The following is a 16255-nucleotide window of genomic DNA, read 5'->3' on the forward strand; positions in this document are numbered from 1 at the left end:
ACTCCCAAGGGGGGCGCCAAAAAAACGGGGCCGACCGGTGCAGTTGGACCGGTCAGCCCCGTTGGCCGTTCGCGACCCGTTTCACCGGGTCGCTCCGCGTGGCGCGTTATGCCGCGTCGTTGCGGAAGATGAAGTGGTGCCGGGCACCGCGGCGCTCGTCCTGGCGACGTGCCACCTTCTGCACCTCCGGACGATTGGCGAACTGCGCCAGGGTAATCCCGTCCAGGAAATCGTACAGTTGCTGGCTCAGATCATCCCACAGCTCGTGGGTCAGGCAGCGGTCGCCGTCCTGGCAGTCCTTGTGACCCTTGCAGCGGGTGACATCCACTGATTCGTCCACCGCGGTAATGATATTCGCGATGCTGATCTGGTCGGCACGCTTGGCCAGGCGATACCCACCGCCCGGGCCACGCACACCTTCCACCAGGTCGGCCTTGCGCAGCTTGGCGAACAGCTGTTCCAGATAGGACAGCGAAATGCCCTGGCACTGCGAGATGTCGGCAAGCGTCACGGGCCCGATCCGGTCGTGAATCGCCAGATCCATCATGGCCGTCACCGCGTAGCGGCCCTTGGTTGAGAGTTTCATGATTTCTGCCTCCGAATAACCTTGAGTATGTGTCCTGCTCGACATCCGTTCGCAGGCTTGCATCCGTTCTTAATTCCTGACCGTGTTCGTCAAGAATAATTCCCGTCTTACCTGACAGCAACAGTCGGGAATAATTCCCTTATTCTAGCAGGCGAATGAACAAAGATCACGGAATGCTAACGTAGGTATTCAGAACCCCCCGGGGCGCGGGAGTTCCCGGGGAGGATGCCGGGGACGAACATACACGGGTTAACCCGACGCGGCGGGGTTGCGCAGAGGGGTGCCGCAGGCCAGTACAGGACAGACCTGCACGGGGACGCACCGGCGCGCCGCTAAGGTTCTACCCGAGGCGAGGAACCTCGGGGCCGTCCAGGATCATGACCAGCGTCCCCGTGGGCAGACGAGGGAACAATTCGATCACTTCGTCGTTGCGCATGCGCACACAGCCTTCCGAGGCCGGCTCGCCAATGCGCCCCTCCTCGTCGGTGCCATGGATGTAGATGTATCGGCGCAGCGAATCGACGTTGCCGCCCCGGTTGATCCCCGGCTCCAGGCCCTCCAGCCACAGGATGCGCGAAGTGATGTTGTCGCGCGGGCTGCGGGCACCCGGCTCGGTCAGGATATCGGCGATCTGGCCGGTGTTGCCCCGGGCCCGGAAGATCGTCCCGCGCGGTGCGCCCTCGCCGAAGCGCTCGGCGATCCGATGCAGCCCCAGCGGTGTGGTGTAGGTTCCCTCCTCGAAACCGACCCCGCGCGCGGACGTGGACACGTCGAAGATGTCGGTGACCCGGTCGCCGTCCCAGACGTAGAGGCGTTGCTGGTCCACCCGCACCACCACGACGGGCACATTGCCGGCATCCGGGGCCCGTTCCCGGGCATCCCGTACCACGGGTTCGATCCAGCGGAGACTCGGCACAAGCACCTCGCGTCTACTTCTTGTTGGCGAGATCCAGCACCTCGCCCGCCACCGGCGTGTTCACCAGTCCGTCGCCGCGCAGGGCCGCCAGGTGCTCCAGATAGTCCGGGGGCAACCCGGTCACGTACTCCCCGGTAAACACCGAGCAATCGAACGCCTCGATATTCCGGTTTCCCCGGCGCACGGCCTTTTGCAGATCCTCCAGGTCCTGGTAGATCAGGCGGTCGGCCGCGATCGCCTCGCACACCTGCTCTTCGTCGCGGCCGTGGGCGATCAGTTCCTCGGCCGCCGGCATGTCGATCCCGTACACATTGGGATAGCGCACCGGTGGCGCGGCCGAGGCGAAATAGACCTTCTTCGCACCCGCCTCGCGGGCCATCATCACGATCTCGCGCGACGTGGTGCCACGCACGATCGAGTCGTCCACCAGCATCACGTTCTTGCCCCGGAACTCCAGCGAGATCGCGTTCAGCTTCTGGCGCACGGATTTCCGCCGCTTGGTCTGGCCCGGCATGATGAACGTGCGTCCGATATAGCGATTCTTGATGAAGCCCTCGCGGTACTTGATGTTCAGCTCGTGCGCCATCTCCAGCGCAACAGTGCGGCCCGTGTCCGGAATCGGCACGATCACGTCAATGTCATGGTCCGGCCAGATGCGCCGGATCTTCTCGCCGAGAGCGGTGCCCATGCGCATGCGCGCGCGGTGCACGAACACATTGTCGATCACCGAGTCCGGGCGGGCGAAGTACACATGCTCGAAGATGCAGGGATTCAGACGGGTCTCGGCGGCGCATACCCGCGTGCTGACCTCGCCCTCCGGCGTGATGAACACAGCCTCGCCCGGCGCCAGGTCGCGCTCCAGATCGAAGCCCTGGGACTCCAGTGCCGCGCTTTCCGAGGCGACCATCCATTCGCGTCCGCCCTCCTCGGACTCGCGCGAGCCGTAGACAATGGGCCGGATGCCGTGCGGATCGCGAAACGCCAGCAGGCCACGCCCGGCGATCATCGCGACCACCGCATAGGCCCCCTCCGCGCGCTGGTGCACCCGCTCCACCGCATCAAACACCGCATCCGGGGTCAGCCCGTTGTCGAGGAAGCGCAGCAGTTCCTGGGCAAAGACATTCAGCAGGATCTCGGAGTCCGAATCGGTATTGATGTGCCGACGATCGGTCGCGAACAGTGCCTGCTTCAGCTCGCGCGCGTTGGTCAGGTTGCCGTTGTGCCCCAGCGTGATCCCGAACGGCGAGTTCACATAAAACGGCTGCGCCTCGGCCGAACTGGACGAGCCCGCGGTCGGATACCGCACATGCCCGATGCCCATGTTCCCGGTCAGGCTCTGCATGTGCTGGTTGTTGAAGACGTCGCGGACCAGCCCGTTGTCCTTGCGCAGGTGCAGGCGGCCGTCATCATCACAGGTCACGATGCCTGCGGCGTCCTGCCCGCGGTGCTGCAGCACCAGAAGGGCATCATAAAGGGGCTGGTTCACCGGGCTGCGCCCGACGATTCCGACAACTCCACACATACGGCTACTGGCTCCAGGTCTACGGCTAGGGAAACACTGAGTAATGGACACGCTCGCGCTCGAGTCGCTTTTGCGTGCGAACAAGGCGCGGTGACTGCCGTGCAGTCATTCTGCACAAGGGAGCCGCAACGCTGTGCGCGCACAAAAGCGGCCGAGCCCCTGCATTGAATGATTTGTGGGGTTGGCACCCCAGGTTCCCCGATCCTGCGTTGCGGCACTTGCCGGTAGAACCACTACCGGCTGCGCACCGCGCCTTGTCTCGGAAAACCTGGGGTGCCAACGCGAGCGTGTCCATTACTCAGTGTTTCCCTGTTTACCGTCGGGGATCACTTCTTCGACCGGTTCGTCGCTCGCCAGCAGGTCATGGATCTGCTCCTGCCAGCCTTCCGGCAACTGGGCGATCAGCCAGTCCACCACGCGTTCGAACTCGGGGATCAGGCGGCTGTTCTCCCACCAGGGTTCGTCCGGCATCAGCGTCAACGAGGCCAGGAAGACGAGGACCGCCACCAGCAGCACCCCGCGCAGCAGGCCAAAGATCACGCCCAGCGAGCGGTCGGTACCGGTCAGGCCGCTTCCCTTGACCAGCCGATTCGCCAGCACACCGAGGATGCCGCCCACGATCAGGACGGCAATAAAGATCAGTGCGAAACCAATGCCCAGGCGCAGCGTCGCGTCGGAGACCGCCTGCGGCAATTGCTCCGCGACCTCCGCCGCATAGCGGATGCCCAGCCACACCCCGATGATCCACGTGGCAAGCGAGAACGACTCGCGCACGAAGCCGCGAAAAAGGCTGATCAGCCCGGATACGACGATCAGGGCGATGATGACGAGGTCGATCCAGTTCACGGGGCCGGCGTCACGTGCTCAAAGGGCGCGTAGTTTACCGCAGCCATCCGTTCCTCGCAGGGACGCCCTGGAATAGACATCAGGGGTGGGCCACCACGATGCCGGAGAGCTCCAGCTCGTCCTGCAGGCGTTCCCCCAGGGTGACCGCATCCTCGCGCTGCGCCAGCGGCCCAACTTTCACGCGGTAAATCGGACGCCCATCCGCGGTGGAGTCATCGATAAACGCCGGCCAGCCGGCCTCGCGCAGGCGGGCGGACTGTTCGCGTGCGTTGTCCTCGTCGCGGAAACTCCCGACCTGGACCGCCCAGCCCGCCTGCACCGGCTCGTCCGCTTCCGCCAGGCGGCGCGCGTCTGACGATTGTGGCTCCGCAGCATCCTCGCGGGCTTCTCCGCCGTTCTCCAGGCTGTGCAGTTCCGCCACCGGTCCCTCGCGTTCCCCCGTCGGGGCGGCCGGGGCCACGTCCCGACGCGGCGTCGGCCGCTCCGACGGCAGGGCGATGTCCGGTTCGGCAAACGTCGGTGCCGGCGGCACCGGGTCCTCGATCCCGCTCATGTATTCGTAACCGGCCCCGTCGAAAAGCCAGGGCAGAAAGATCACCGCCAGCACGATCAGGATGACCGCGCCCACCAGGCGAAAACGAATGGGGTTGTCGCGGGTCATGCGCTCATCCGACGGCGGGGGCTGGAAAATACGGGAATCCGGGGAACATCACGAACCAATGACAGTACGCCCGCTGGCGCTGCCGTCGCAAGCCGATGCCAGATGGCGACATGGCCTTCAGACCGCATGCACGGCCTCGCCATCCGGCCAGTCAGGCTCCACCCGACCGGACAACGCCGCCGGGGCCAGCGCCGGCGCGTGTTCCAGGACGGCCGCCACGGTGTGGAAGGATCCGAACACCACCACCCTGCCCCGTGGCCCGGCGCGGCGCGCGGCCTCGCTGAGCGCACCATCGACGCCGCTCACGCGACATACCGGCCCCTGCCCGGCCGCTTCCAGCTCGTCGGCGAGCAAGCCAGCCGGCAACGCCCGCGGCAGATCCAGCGGCACCGGGACCCAGGCATCGACAAGGCCTTCCAGCAGGGGCCACATGGCCGTCCGCTCCTTGTCCGCCATCACCGCCACGAGCGCGACCACCGGGCCATCGACCGGGTGTGCCTCCAGCCAGCGCGCCAGTTCCCCAACCGCATGGAGGTTATGGGCCACGTCCAGCAGCCATTCCGGCGTGCCCCGTAGCCGTTGCAGGCGGCCCGGCGCCGAGATCTCCAGCGCCTGGCGGACCACGGCTTCGGTCAGGCCCGCGCCCCGTCCCAGGCTCTCGACCACCGCCAGCGCGGTGGCCGTGTTCAGCAATGCCGCCCCGTCGATCCGGGCGCCCACGCCCGCGAGCCGCCATTCGCGAGACTGCCCCTGCCAGACCCACTGCAGCGCCGCCCCGGACCGCGTCAGGGTGAAGTCACGCCCGCTGCGAACGGCCCGCGCCCCCAGGTGGTCGGCATGCGCCAGCACGCTGGCGGGCGGCTCCGGTTCGCCCAGCACCACCGGCCGTCCGGCGCGCATCACGCCGGCCTTCTCGCGCCCGATCGCCTCGCGGCTGTCACCCAGCCAGGTCTGATGATCCAGGTCCACCGCAGTGATCGCGGCGACATCGGCATCCCAGATATTGACCGCATCCAGGCGCCCGCCCAGTCCGACCTCCAGTACCTGCACGGCGACCCCGGCATCACGGAACAGCCAGGCCGCCGCCAGCGCGCCAAACTCGAAATAGGTCAGGGAATCATCGCCACGGGCCTGGTCGACGGCCTCGAACGCCCGGCACAGGGCGCTGTCGGAGAGGGGGTAACCGTCGATGCGGATGCGTTCGTTGTAGCGCAGCAGGTGCGGAGAGGTGAACAGGCCGACCTTCAGGCCCTGGGCCTGCAGCAGGGCCGCGGTACGCGTGGCGACCGTGCCCTTGCCATTGGTGCCGGCCACGATCACCGTGCGCGGCCCATCGGTATCCCGCAGGCCGAGGCGGTCAGCCACCAGCGCAATGCGCTCGAGTGTCAGGTCCATACCCACGGGGTGGAGCTGTTCCTGGAAGGAGAGCCACTCCGCCAGGGTCGCGAAACGCATCGGCCGCCTCAGGAGGAACGCGGCGGGTCGACGCGTTCGACATCCGCCCCGTTCTCGGGGCTGATCACCTCGACGGCCCCCTCGGCATCCTCCTCACCCGCATCGGACCCGGGCACCGGGGCATGAGTCAGCATGCCCAGCACCGTCGCCAGACGGCTGCGCATGTCGCGGCGGTCCACGATCATGTCGATCGCACCGTGCTCCAACAGGAACTCCGATCGCTGAAAACCTTCCGGCAGGGTCTCGCGCACGGTCTGCTGGATCACGCGCGGTCCGGCAAAGCCGATCAGCGCGTTCGGCTCGGCCACGTTGAGATCGCCCAGCATCGCCAGGCTGGCCGAGACGCCGCCCATGGTCGGATCCGTCATCACCGAGATGAACGGGATGCGCTCTTCCTGCAGGCGCGCCAGCACCGCACTGGTCTTGGCCATCTGCAGCAACGAGAACAGCGCCTCCTGCATACGCGCCCCGCCAGAGGCGCTGAAGCACACCAGCGGGATGCCCTGCTCCAGGGAGCGATTGGCCCCGCGCACGAAGCGCTCGCCCACCGCGGAGCCCATGGAGCCCCCCATGAAGCGGAAATCGAAGGCGGAGGCCACCAGCGGGCGGCCCAGCAACTGCCCCTGCATGACCACCAGGGCGTCACGCTCGCCGGTGGCCTTCTGGGCGGCCACCAGGCGATCCTTGTACTTCTTGGAATCGCGGAATTTCAGCACATCCGAGGATTCGATATCGGCCGCGATCTCCTCGCGGCCCTCGGTATCCAGGAAGGTCTCGAGCCGCCGACGGGCGCTCATCCGGCGGTGATGGCCGCACTTCGGGCAGACGTCGAGATTGCGCTCCACCTCGGGGCGGTACAGCGTCGCGTCACAGCCCTCGCAGCGGACCCACAGGCCCTCCGGGACCCCGCGCTTGGTCGCGTTGTCGGTGCGGATGCGCGAAGGCATCAACTTCTCGAACCAGCTCATGCCGTCTCCCCGTCGTCCGAATCGGCGCCGCGCATTCTACACCGTGGCCGGCGCGCCCGGGGAGCGCGCTGCATCCATGGCACTGCGCATCTCCCGGACCACGGCCGCCGCGGCCCGGGCGAAACCGTCGCCGTCCCCGTCGTGCTCCTCGGCCAGGCGCACGATCGCGCTGCCCACCACCACGGCATCGGCGACCCGCGCCACCTGTGCGGCGGTCTCGGCATCGCGGATGCCGAAGCCCACCCCCAGCGGCAGCCCGGTGTGCCGTCGCAGACCGTCCAGACGCGCGGACAGGGCCGAGACATCCAGGCTCTGCGAGCCGGTCACGCCCTTCAGGGACACGTAGTACACGAAGCCGCGGGCGGCCCGCGCCACATGGTCGATACGCGTCTCCGAGGTGGTCGGCGCGATCAGGAAGATCGGATCGATCCCGGACTGTTCCAGCAACCCGACCACGTCCTCGCTTTCCTCCGGCGGAAGGTCCACCGTCAGCAGCCCATCGAGCCCGGCCGCCTGTGCGGTCTCGGCAAAGGCGTCGTAACCCATGCGTTCCACCGGGTTCAGATAGCCCATCAGCACCACGGGCGTGGTGGTGTCGGACTTGCGAAACTCGGCCACCATCGCCAGCACGTCGCGCAAGCCGGTGCCGAAGCGCAGCGCGCGTTCGCAGGCCTTCTGGATCACCGGGCCATCGGCCATCGGATCCGAGAACGGCACCCCCAGCTCGATCAGGTCGGCCCCGGCCTCCACCAGCGCGTGCATCAGGGGCACGGTCGCGCCCGGCTCCGGGTCGCCGGCCGTCACATAGGGAATCAACGCGGCGCGATTCTGTTCGCGCAGTTCAGCAAAGCGCTGCTCGATTCGGCTCATAGCGTAATCCCCTCGCGTTCGGCCACGGTGTTCAGGTCCTTGTCGCCGCGCCCGGACAGATTGATGATGATGCTCTGGTCCGGGCGCATCTCGGGGGCCAGGTCCAGCACATGGGCAATCGCGTGACTGGTCTCCAGCGCCGGGATGATCCCCTCGGTGCGGGTCAGGCGGTGGAACCCGGCCAGGGCCTGATCATCGGTCACCGACACGTAATCGACCCGGCCGATGTCCTTGAGCCACGCATGCTCCGGCCCCACGCCCGGGTAGTCGAGCCCCGCCGAGACCGAATGCGTGCCGATGATCTGGCCGTTCTCGTCCTCCATCAGATAGGTCCGGTTGCCATGCAGCACGCCCGGCTGGCCCGCGCACAATGGCGCGGAATGCCGGCCCGTCTCGACCCCGTCCCCGCCGGCCTCAACCCCGATCATCGCCACCGACTCATCGCCCAGGAACGGATGGAACAGCCCGATCGCATTGGATCCCCCGCCCACGCAGGCCACCAGGGTATCCGGCAGCTTGCCGGTCATTGCCAGGTGCTGCTCGCGCGCCTCGCGGCCGATCACCGCCTGAAAGTCGCGCACCATCGCCGGGTAGGGGTGCGGGCCCGCCACCGTGCCGATGATGTAGAAGGTGTCGTCGACGTTGGTCACCCAGTCACGCATCGCCTCGTTCAGGGCATCCTTCAGCGTGCGCGTGCCGGATTTGACCCCCACCACCTCGGCGCCCAGCAGGCGCATGCGATAGACGTTCTGGGACTGCCGCCGGGTATCCTCCTCGCCCATGTAGATCACGCATTCCAGCCCCAGACGCGCGGCCACGGTCGCGGTCGCCACTCCGTGCTGACCGGCGCCGGTCTCGGCAATGATCCGCTTCTTGCCCAGCTTCTTCGCCAGCAGCGCCTGCCCGATGGTGTTGTTCACCTTGTGCGCACCGGTGTGGTTCAGGTCCTCGCGCTTCAGGTAGATCTGCGCGCCGCCGAGCTCCCGCGACAGGCGCTCGGCGTGATACAGCGGGTTCGGCCGTCCGACGAACTGCTTCAGGTCGTGGTCCAGTTCCGCCATGAACTCGGGATCCCCGATGTAGCGCTCATACACCTGCTGCAGTTCATCGAGCGCGCCCATCAGTGTCTCGGACACGAAGCGCCCGCCATACGGACCGAAATGCCCGCGGGCATCCGGGAATGCCGCCCAGTCAATCTTGTTCATCAGTCTCCACCTCGCATTGGCGCACGGCCCGCACGAAGGCCCGCATGCGCCGTGCATCCTTGACCCCGGGCGCGGATTCCACCCCGGAACTCACATCGACCCCGTACGGGCGCAGGTGTTCCAGCGCCTCCCGCACCGAGTCTGCATCCAGTCCCCCGGCCAGCAGCCACGGCCGTTCCAGGGCATCGGGCACACGCTGCCAGTCGAAGCGATGCCCCGAGCCGCCGCTGCGCCCGCCACCGTGGCTGTCCAGGAGAAACCCCTGGGCATCGGGATGCGCGTCCATTGCCGAGCGCGGATCGTCCCCGTCCCCCATCGCGATCGCCTTCAGGTAGGGCCGCCCGAAACGCGCGCAGGCCGTCGCGCTCTCGTGCCCGTGAAACTGCAGGCAGTCCAGTCCTGCCGTCCGCAGGACCTGTTCCACACGCGCAGGCTCGGGGTCCACGAACAACCCCACCGTAGTCACGAACGGCGGCAGCGCGGCCGCAATCGCCGCCGCCTGCGCCGGCTCCACGGCCCGCCGGCTCGGGGCGTGAAACACCAGCCCGATCGCATCCGCCCCGGCCCGAGCCGCGGCAAGCGCCTGCTCCACCGTGGTGATTCCGCAGATCTTGACCCTGTAGCGCATGCCCGCCATCCCGAAAAACGCAGTCGCAAGCCTACCAGAACCCGGGCGCAGGCCCGGCTTTCCCGTAATCACCCCGCCCCATTCCCCGGAACGCCATCGACGACCGGTCCGGCGGCCAGCGGCAGCGCAAACTCCGAGGGGTAGTCGACATGCACGAAATAAAGCCCGCCCGCCGGGGCCGTGATACCAGAAGCCCGGCGATCCCGCGCCGCCAGCACCTCCAGGGGCCAGTCCGGATCGGCCCGGCCGTCCCCGACCGCCAGCAGCACACCCGCGATGTTCCGCACCATATGGTGCAGAAAGGCATTCGCATGAACATCGAGGACCACGTAATGCCCCTGGCGGCGTACCGACAGCGAATGCACACAGCGCACCGGCGATTTCGCCTGGCACGCCGCCGCCCGAAGACTGCTGAAGTCCTGCTCGCCAACGAAGGCCTGGCCGGCCTGATGCATCCGTTCGGCGTCCAGTGGTCGGCGCCACCAGGACACCCGCCCCGCTTCCAGCGCCGGTCGAATCTCGCGGTTCGCGATCACATAGCGATAGCGCCGCCCGAACGCGCTGAACCGCGCATGGAAGGTCGCGGGCACCGCCTGCGCCCAGGTCACCGCAATCGCGTCCGGGAGGCGGCTGTTGGCTCCGAGAATCCACGCGTGGGGCTCGCGCCGGGCCGGCGTATCGAAATGCACCACCTGTGCCGTGGCATGCACCCCCGCATCCGTCCGCCCGGCACAGACCAGTTCCACCGAATGATTCGCCACGAACCCCAGCGCCGCCTCCAGATGCCCCTGGACACTGGGGCCATCCTTCTGGCGCTGCCAGCCCAGCAGCCCGCGTCCGTCGTATTCCACGCCAAGCGCCCAGCGCTGGGGTGCCATCGCGTCCGCATCGGCCCCGGGCGTCGCGACTCCGCCATGCACGCGTTCTCGCTCGCTATTCAATCCAGCCCCCCAACAAAGCCGCCCAGACCAACATCACGCCCCCCCAGAGCCAGGCCAGGCCCCACCAGGGCACGCCTCCCTCCGCATTTCCCGCGTCTGCCTTCCAGGCCTCCGGTTGCAGCTCCGCCCCCCCCGCCAGCGCCTGGTCCAGCCGCTCAACCAGCCACTCCCGGACCGCCAGCAGCCGCGCGCCGCGGGATCCACGCAGGCCTGCGCGACGCTGCTCGACGGCGGCCTTCTCGTCCTCGAACAAGGCCAGTGCCAGGAACAGCCGCCGAGCGAAACGCTCGCCCCAGCCCCCCAGTACCTGGCGCGGCCCGCCCAGGAGCGCACCAAGCGCGCCCACCAGCGCCGATCGCGAGAACCGCCCCGTCAACCACACGACCAGCACGACCACGAGCATCAGCGCGACAATCCGCCAGCCCGCCTCCTGCAGCCCCTGGAACGCGTCTCCCGCTTGTGCCGGCCAAAGCCCGTAAAACACGGCAAGCGACAGATAAAACCACTTCAGCCGCAGCATCAGTCGACCCGCGCGCCGCCACTCCACGCCACCCGTCAGCCCCAGCCCGGCGCACAGGCCGGCCACCAGGACGACCACCAGCGGATCCGCCGGCACCAGAGCGGCCGAGGCGGCCACAACACCCAGGATCGCCAAACCGGCGGCTGAAACCTCCCGGGAAGCAGATCGCACGATGTTGGATCGTTCGGCAGGGGTCACACGCCAGCCTCCTCGAAACCAAAAGGCCCCGCCCGGAGCGCCTCCGAGCGGGGCCGTACACTGCAAGCCGGTAGATGCAATCCGTTGCTGGAGGGCCGGCTCTACCCCGAGGATCAGGAGCCCTGGATCTGGCTCCGGATCGCCTCGGCCTCCTGCTTCTGCTCGTCCGTGCCGGAGGCGAGGACCTCGTCGATCAGCTCCTGCGCCCCTTCCGCATCGCCCATATCGGCATAGGCCTGCGCCAGGCTCAGGCGGGTCACGTTTTCGTCGTCTCCGGTCCCTGCCTCATCCCCGGCCGCCGCCGACGGTTCACCCGGAACCTGCAGATCCTCGTCCATCGACAAACCGCTGTCCTCGGTTTCGCCGCTGTCCCCGCCGCTGGCCGGCGCATCCAGATCCGGCAGTTCACTGTCGTCCAGGTCGAACGACAGATTATTCAGGTCGTCTCCGGACGCGGCTTCATCGCGATCGGCCTCTGCCGCCGAGGCCAGGTCGTCCTCAAGGTTCTCGTCAATGTCGAACGACAGGCCCTCATCGTCGCCCGCCGGGGTGCCTTCGGTAGCCTCCGAAGTGTCCGACGTCTCGACGTCCGGGAGGTCCAGGCCTGAAAAGTCGATCTCGTTGCTGTCCGCGTCGGCATCGGCGGAGCCCGAGTCGTCGCCCGCAACCGCGTCGTCCAGCGAATCGGCCGCAGCATCTCCCGCCGAACCCGCGGAACTCCCGAGACGGGATTCCAGCTCCGAAAGACGATCGCGCATCTCGTCGTCGTCCGGCCCCAGACGCTCGCGCAGGGCATTCGCGGCCTCGCGCGCACCCGCCTCGTCTTCCAGCGCGACATGTGCCTCGACCAGCTTCAGCCGGTACTGCTTGTTGTCCGGACTGGTTTCGAGCGCCGCGTTCAGCGTCTCGACGGCCTGATCATTCATGCCGTAGGCCAGGCATACATCCACCTCGGCCAGGACGTCGTCCATGCCTGCCGCACCCTCGCTGGTGCTGGCAACCACGACTTCCCCGACCTCTTCCTCCGGTTCGGCCGGCGGATGCGCGGATTCCTCCTGCGTGGTTTCGGTCTCGTCGTCGGATCGGGCCGCGGCAGCCCCCATGATGGTCCCGGCCGCGGCGCCGGTCGCCGCACCGGCCATCGCCGAATGCGAACCTTCGGTGTGGTCGACTTCCTTCGCCTCATAGCCGGCCGATTCGACGCCGGACGCCTGAACCTTGCTGTTGTCGGCGCGCGGCTTCAAGCCGGCACCCCGTTCGTCCACCATCACCTCGCGGCGGCCGCCGCGTGCAAAGGCCAGCAGCACCAGCAGCAGCAGGACCACCAGTGCGATCGCCATCATCAGCAACAGCGGGTCATTCATAATGCGCTCGTGCAGCGGTGCGTTCCGCTCCGCATCGGCGCGATCCAGGCGGGTACGCAGCTGTTCGCGCTCGGCGCGCAGCTGGCTCAGCTGCTCCTCGAGTTCGGCCATGTTCTCGCTGGAGATCTCGGCCAGGCGACCGCGTTCCCCGAGTTCTTCGCGCAGTTCGGAGAGCTCCTCGCGCATCCCCTCCATCTCGGCGCGCTGGGACAACAGGGCCTCCTGGAGCAGCTCCTCGGAACCCCCCTGCGCCACACCGGCTTCAGCGTCTTCCGGCAGCAGATCGGCCACGATCTCCAGGCGGTCTTCCACCCCTTCGTCGGCGACGGACTCCTCGGCAACCGCGGGATCATCCTCGGCCACCGCCGGATCGGTGTCAGCGACTGCAGCGGCGTCATCCTCCGCCGCTGGCTCGGACTCTTCGGCCGCGACCGTCTCTTCGTCCTCGACGGCGGCCGCGTCGTCCTCCACCGCCGCGTCCTCTTCGGCGGCGGCCACGGCGTCATCGGCCGGTGCCGGCTCGGGCTCTTCCTGCGCGGCACGCGTAGACTCCTGCCACGAGCGGGTCTGGTCGGCCACCTCGGCGCGCGCCGCGGCGGCGCTGCGGGCCTCCAGTTGCTCGCGCGACGGCGTGCGCAGCTCGGCGTCCGCCCGGAGTGCGTTGATATTGTTCCCGATAAAGGCCTGGGGATTGGCATCCAGGAACGCGAGCATGGCCTGCTCGTCGCTGTAACCGGAGATCCCGCTGCGGCGCACGATCGCGTAGAGCGTATCGCCACTGCGAACCTGGAGGGTTTCACCGGCGCGGGGCGTGCGCGGTGCCGCGGCGTCGGCCTGGCTCACAGAAGGTGCCGAGGCCCCGGACGGCATGGTCCCGGGCGGGTCCAGCAGCAGGGAGACCTCTCGCATGGCACGCCCGCCATCCCAGCGCGCCTCCAGCAGAATCCCGACGTACGGTTCGCGCACCGGCCGGCGGGTGGTCAGGATCACGCGATCGCCATCCAGCTGGAGTTCAGGTCACCCGGAACACTCCCGCGGTTGAGACCGGCACGGCGGTACGCATCCTCGGACGCCTGGCGAATGCGGAGGGAGTCCGCGACCCCCGAGGCGCCGCGCAAGGGAATCTCCGCCCGCAAGGGCTGGTTCAGGAAGGATTGCAGGTTGACTTCACCAAAGCCCACGGAGCTAGACGACGCCGGGGCCACCAGCAGCAAGAACAAAAACCCAACCAGAAACTTGCGCACGAATTCCCCCTGAAAGTGCCGCGTGGCCTAAACGCCCCTGCCGGTACGGCTGGCGACCCCCTGGCCACGAATGTGCCGGGCCGATGCCCGGCGTTTTCCCGGATTAAATCACAGGTAATCGCGGATCAAAACCTCCGCGATCTGGATTGTGTTCAGCGCGGCCCCCTTGCGCACGTTGTCCGACACCACCCACAGGTCCAGCCCGCGCGGGTGCGAGATGTCCTCGCGGATACGCCCGACGAACACGGCGTCCTTGCCAGAACCCTCAGTCACGGCGGTCGGATAGCCCCCGTCCTCGTGCTTGTCGAGCACCGTGATCCCCGGCGCGGCGGACAGGATCTCGCGCGCCTTCTCCGCGCTGATCTTCTCGCGGGTCTCGATGTGCAGGGCCTCGGAATGGCCGTAGAACACCGGGATGCGCACGGCGGTCGGGTTCACCAGGATGGACTCGTCACCCATGATCTTGCGGGTCTCCCAGACCATCTTCATCTCTTCCTTGGTGTAGCCGTTGTCCTGGAAGACGTCGATGTGCGGCAGCGCGTTGAACGCGATCTGCTTGGGATACACGTTGCACTCGACCGGGCGGCCGTTCAGCAGTGCCGCCGTCTGGTGCGCCAGTTCCTCGATCGCATCCTTGCCGGTGCCGGAGACGGCCTGGTAGGTCGCGACGTTGATGCGCTCGACGCCGACCGCGTCGTGCAGCGGCTTCAGCGCCACCAGCATCTGGATGGTGGAGCAGTTCGGGTTCGCGATGATCCCGTGCTTCTTGTATCCGGAGACGGCCTCAGGGTTGACCTCCGGCACCACCAGCGGGATCTCCGGGTCGTAGCGAAACTGCGAGGTGTTGTCGATCACCACGCAGCCGGCCGCGGCCGCCTTCGGCGCGTATTCCGCGGACACCGAGGCCCCCGGCGAGAACAGCCCGATCTGCACGGTGGAGAAATCGAAGGTGGCCAGATCCTCCACCTCCAGCTCGCGGCGGCCGAAGGCGACCGTCTTGCCGACCGAGCGCGAACTGGCCAGCGCATGCACCCGCCCCAGCGGCAGGTCGCGCTCTGCCAGGATGGAGAGCAGGGTCTCGCCGACGGCGCCGGTTGCGCCCACCACGGCCACGTCAAACTTGCGGTCACTCATCGTTCATTCCCGGTTTAAGTTCTATCTTCAAGATATTGATTATTCGTAATACTCGTAGGATGCGTTGAGCGCAGCGAAACGCATCATTGGCTACAACGCCTAGCTCTCCAGCGCGGCCACCAGGGCATCACCCATCCCCTGGGTGCCCACCAGCGTCATGCCTTCGCCGAAGATGTCCGGCGTGCGCAGGCCCTGATCCAGCACCCGGCCCACGGCCTGCTCGAGACGCTCGGCCAGGTCATTGCGGTTCAGGCTGTGGCGCAGCAGCATCGCGACGGACAGCACGGTCGCCATCGGATTGGCCTTGCCCTGCCCGGCGATATCCGGCGCGGAGCCGTGGATCGGCTCGTACAGACCGACCCCCTCGCTGTTCAGCGAGGCCGAGGGCAGCATGCCGATGGAGCCGGTCAGCATGGCCGCGGCATCGGACAAAATGTCGCCAAACATGTTGCCGGTGACCATCACGTCGAACTGCTTGGGATCGCGCACCAGCTGCATCGCTGCATTGTCCACATACATGTGAGACAGCTCGACCTCGGGGAATTCCTTCCCTACACGCTCGACCACCTCCCTCCACAGCTCGGAGACCTCCAGCACGTTGGCCTTGTCCACCGAGCACAGACGCTTGCCGCGCTTCATCGCGGCCTCGAACCCGACCCGCGCGATGCGTTCGATCTCCGATTCGCTGTAGGCGGCCGTATTGAAGCCGTAGCGCTCGCCGTTACGCTCCTCGATCCCACGCGGCTGGCCGAAGTAGATCCCGCCGGTCAGCTCGCGCACGATCAGGATATCCAGCCCGCTGACCACCTCCGGCTTCAGCGTGGAGGCCGAGGCCAGCTGCGGATACAGGATCGCCGGGCGCAGGTTTGCGAACAGGCCCAGGTCAGAACGGATACCCAGCAGGCCACGCTCGGGGCGGAGATCACGTTCCAGCGATTCGTACTGCGGGCCGCCGACCGCGCCCAGCAGGATCGCGTCGGCGCGGCGCGCCGCCTCGCGGGTGGCCTCCGGATAGGGATGCCCGGCCGCATCATGCGCCGCGCCCCCGATCAGGCCCTGCTCGATCTCCAGATCCAGCCCGCCGATCTCGCCCACACGCTCCAGCACCTTCAGCGCCTCGGCCACGATCTCGGGCCCGATCCCGTCCCCGGGCAATACCAGAATTCGGCTCACAAACCTCTCCTAACCATCAGATCA

14 protein-coding genes and 1 pseudogene are annotated in these 16255 nt (G+C 67.5%); all 15 read right to left on the reverse strand.

The genetic code is table 11. The annotated features are described in order from the left end of the window. Positions 1 to 106: 106 nt before the first annotated feature. On the reverse strand, positions 107 to 586 hold the full coding sequence (iscR, locus tag D103_RS0102060) for a Fe-S cluster assembly transcriptional regulator IscR (RefSeq protein ID WP_018145846.1): 480 nt from the start codon (positions 584 to 586) through the stop codon (positions 107 to 109). Positions 587 to 926: 340 nt separating this feature from the next. Next, on the reverse strand, positions 927 to 1502 hold the full coding sequence (locus tag D103_RS0102065; protein ID WP_018875632.1) for a L,D-transpeptidase: 576 nt from the start codon (positions 1500 to 1502) through the stop codon (positions 927 to 929). Positions 1503 to 1515: 13 nt separating this feature from the next. Beyond that, the gene (purF, locus tag D103_RS0102070; RefSeq protein ID WP_018867051.1) at positions 1516 to 3024 is read right to left on the reverse strand and encodes an amidophosphoribosyltransferase; all 1509 of its coding nucleotides are present in this window, start codon (positions 3022 to 3024) and stop codon (positions 1516 to 1518) included. Positions 3025 to 3318: 294 nt separating this feature from the next. Further along, on the reverse strand, positions 3319 to 3870 hold the full coding sequence (locus tag D103_RS0102075) for a CvpA family protein (RefSeq protein WP_018867052.1): 552 nt from the start codon (positions 3868 to 3870) through the stop codon (positions 3319 to 3321). Positions 3871 to 3949: 79 nt separating this feature from the next. Continuing rightward, positions 3950 to 4531: an SPOR domain-containing protein gene (locus D103_RS0102080; protein WP_018867053.1), complete on the reverse strand. Its 582-nt coding sequence runs from the start codon at positions 4529 to 4531 to the stop codon at positions 3950 to 3952. Between the two features lie 117 nt (positions 4532 to 4648). Continuing rightward, positions 4649 to 5986, reverse strand: a complete 1338-nt coding sequence (folC, locus tag D103_RS0102085) for a bifunctional tetrahydrofolate synthase/dihydrofolate synthase (RefSeq protein WP_018875633.1) — start codon at positions 5984 to 5986, stop codon at positions 4649 to 4651. Between the two features lie 8 nt (positions 5987 to 5994). After that, positions 5995 to 6954, reverse strand: a complete 960-nt coding sequence (gene accD, locus D103_RS0102090) for an acetyl-CoA carboxylase, carboxyltransferase subunit beta (RefSeq protein ID WP_018875634.1) — start codon at positions 6952 to 6954, stop codon at positions 5995 to 5997. Between the two features lie 36 nt (positions 6955 to 6990). Beyond that, entirely contained in the window at positions 6991 to 7824 is an 834-nt protein-coding gene (trpA, locus tag D103_RS0102095) for a tryptophan synthase subunit alpha (protein WP_018875635.1), read from the reverse strand. Next, positions 7821 to 9029 (reverse strand): tryptophan synthase subunit beta, encoded by a 1209-nt coding sequence (gene trpB / locus D103_RS0102100; RefSeq protein ID WP_018875636.1) that lies wholly within the window; start codon positions 9027 to 9029, stop codon positions 7821 to 7823. Before trpB ends, trpA begins: the two co-directional genes overlap by 4 nt. After that, on the reverse strand, positions 9016 to 9657 hold the full coding sequence (locus tag D103_RS0102105; protein WP_018875637.1) for a phosphoribosylanthranilate isomerase: 642 nt from the start codon (positions 9655 to 9657) through the stop codon (positions 9016 to 9018). Before D103_RS0102105 ends, trpB begins: the two co-directional genes overlap by 14 nt. A gap of 68 nt (positions 9658 to 9725) precedes the next feature. Continuing rightward, entirely contained in the window at positions 9726 to 10535 is an 810-nt protein-coding gene (truA, locus tag D103_RS0102110; protein ID WP_018875638.1) for a tRNA pseudouridine(38-40) synthase TruA, read from the reverse strand. A gap of 55 nt (positions 10536 to 10590) precedes the next feature. Continuing rightward, positions 10591 to 11253: a hypothetical protein gene (locus D103_RS0102115; RefSeq protein WP_018875639.1), complete on the reverse strand. Its 663-nt coding sequence runs from the start codon at positions 11251 to 11253 to the stop codon at positions 10591 to 10593. A gap of 176 nt (positions 11254 to 11429) precedes the next feature. Next, positions 11430 to 13924: pseudogene (locus D103_RS13330) on the reverse strand (FimV/HubP family polar landmark protein). 108 nt (positions 13925 to 14032) lie between these two features. Next, a complete protein-coding gene (locus D103_RS0102125; RefSeq protein WP_018875642.1) occupies positions 14033 to 15058 on the reverse strand; it encodes an aspartate-semialdehyde dehydrogenase in 1026 nt (341 codons plus the stop codon). 99 nt (positions 15059 to 15157) lie between these two features. Continuing rightward, positions 15158 to 16231 carry a 3-isopropylmalate dehydrogenase gene (gene leuB, locus D103_RS0102130; protein ID WP_196800196.1) on the reverse strand — a complete coding sequence of 358 codons (1074 nt, stop codon included), beginning with the start codon at positions 16229 to 16231 and terminating at the stop codon, positions 15158 to 15160. Between the last annotated feature and the right edge of the window lie 24 nt (positions 16232 to 16255).

Source organism: Thioalkalivibrio sp. ALE31 (assembly GCF_000377405.1).
Lineage (GTDB): Bacteria > Pseudomonadota > Gammaproteobacteria > Ectothiorhodospirales > Ectothiorhodospiraceae > Thioalkalivibrio.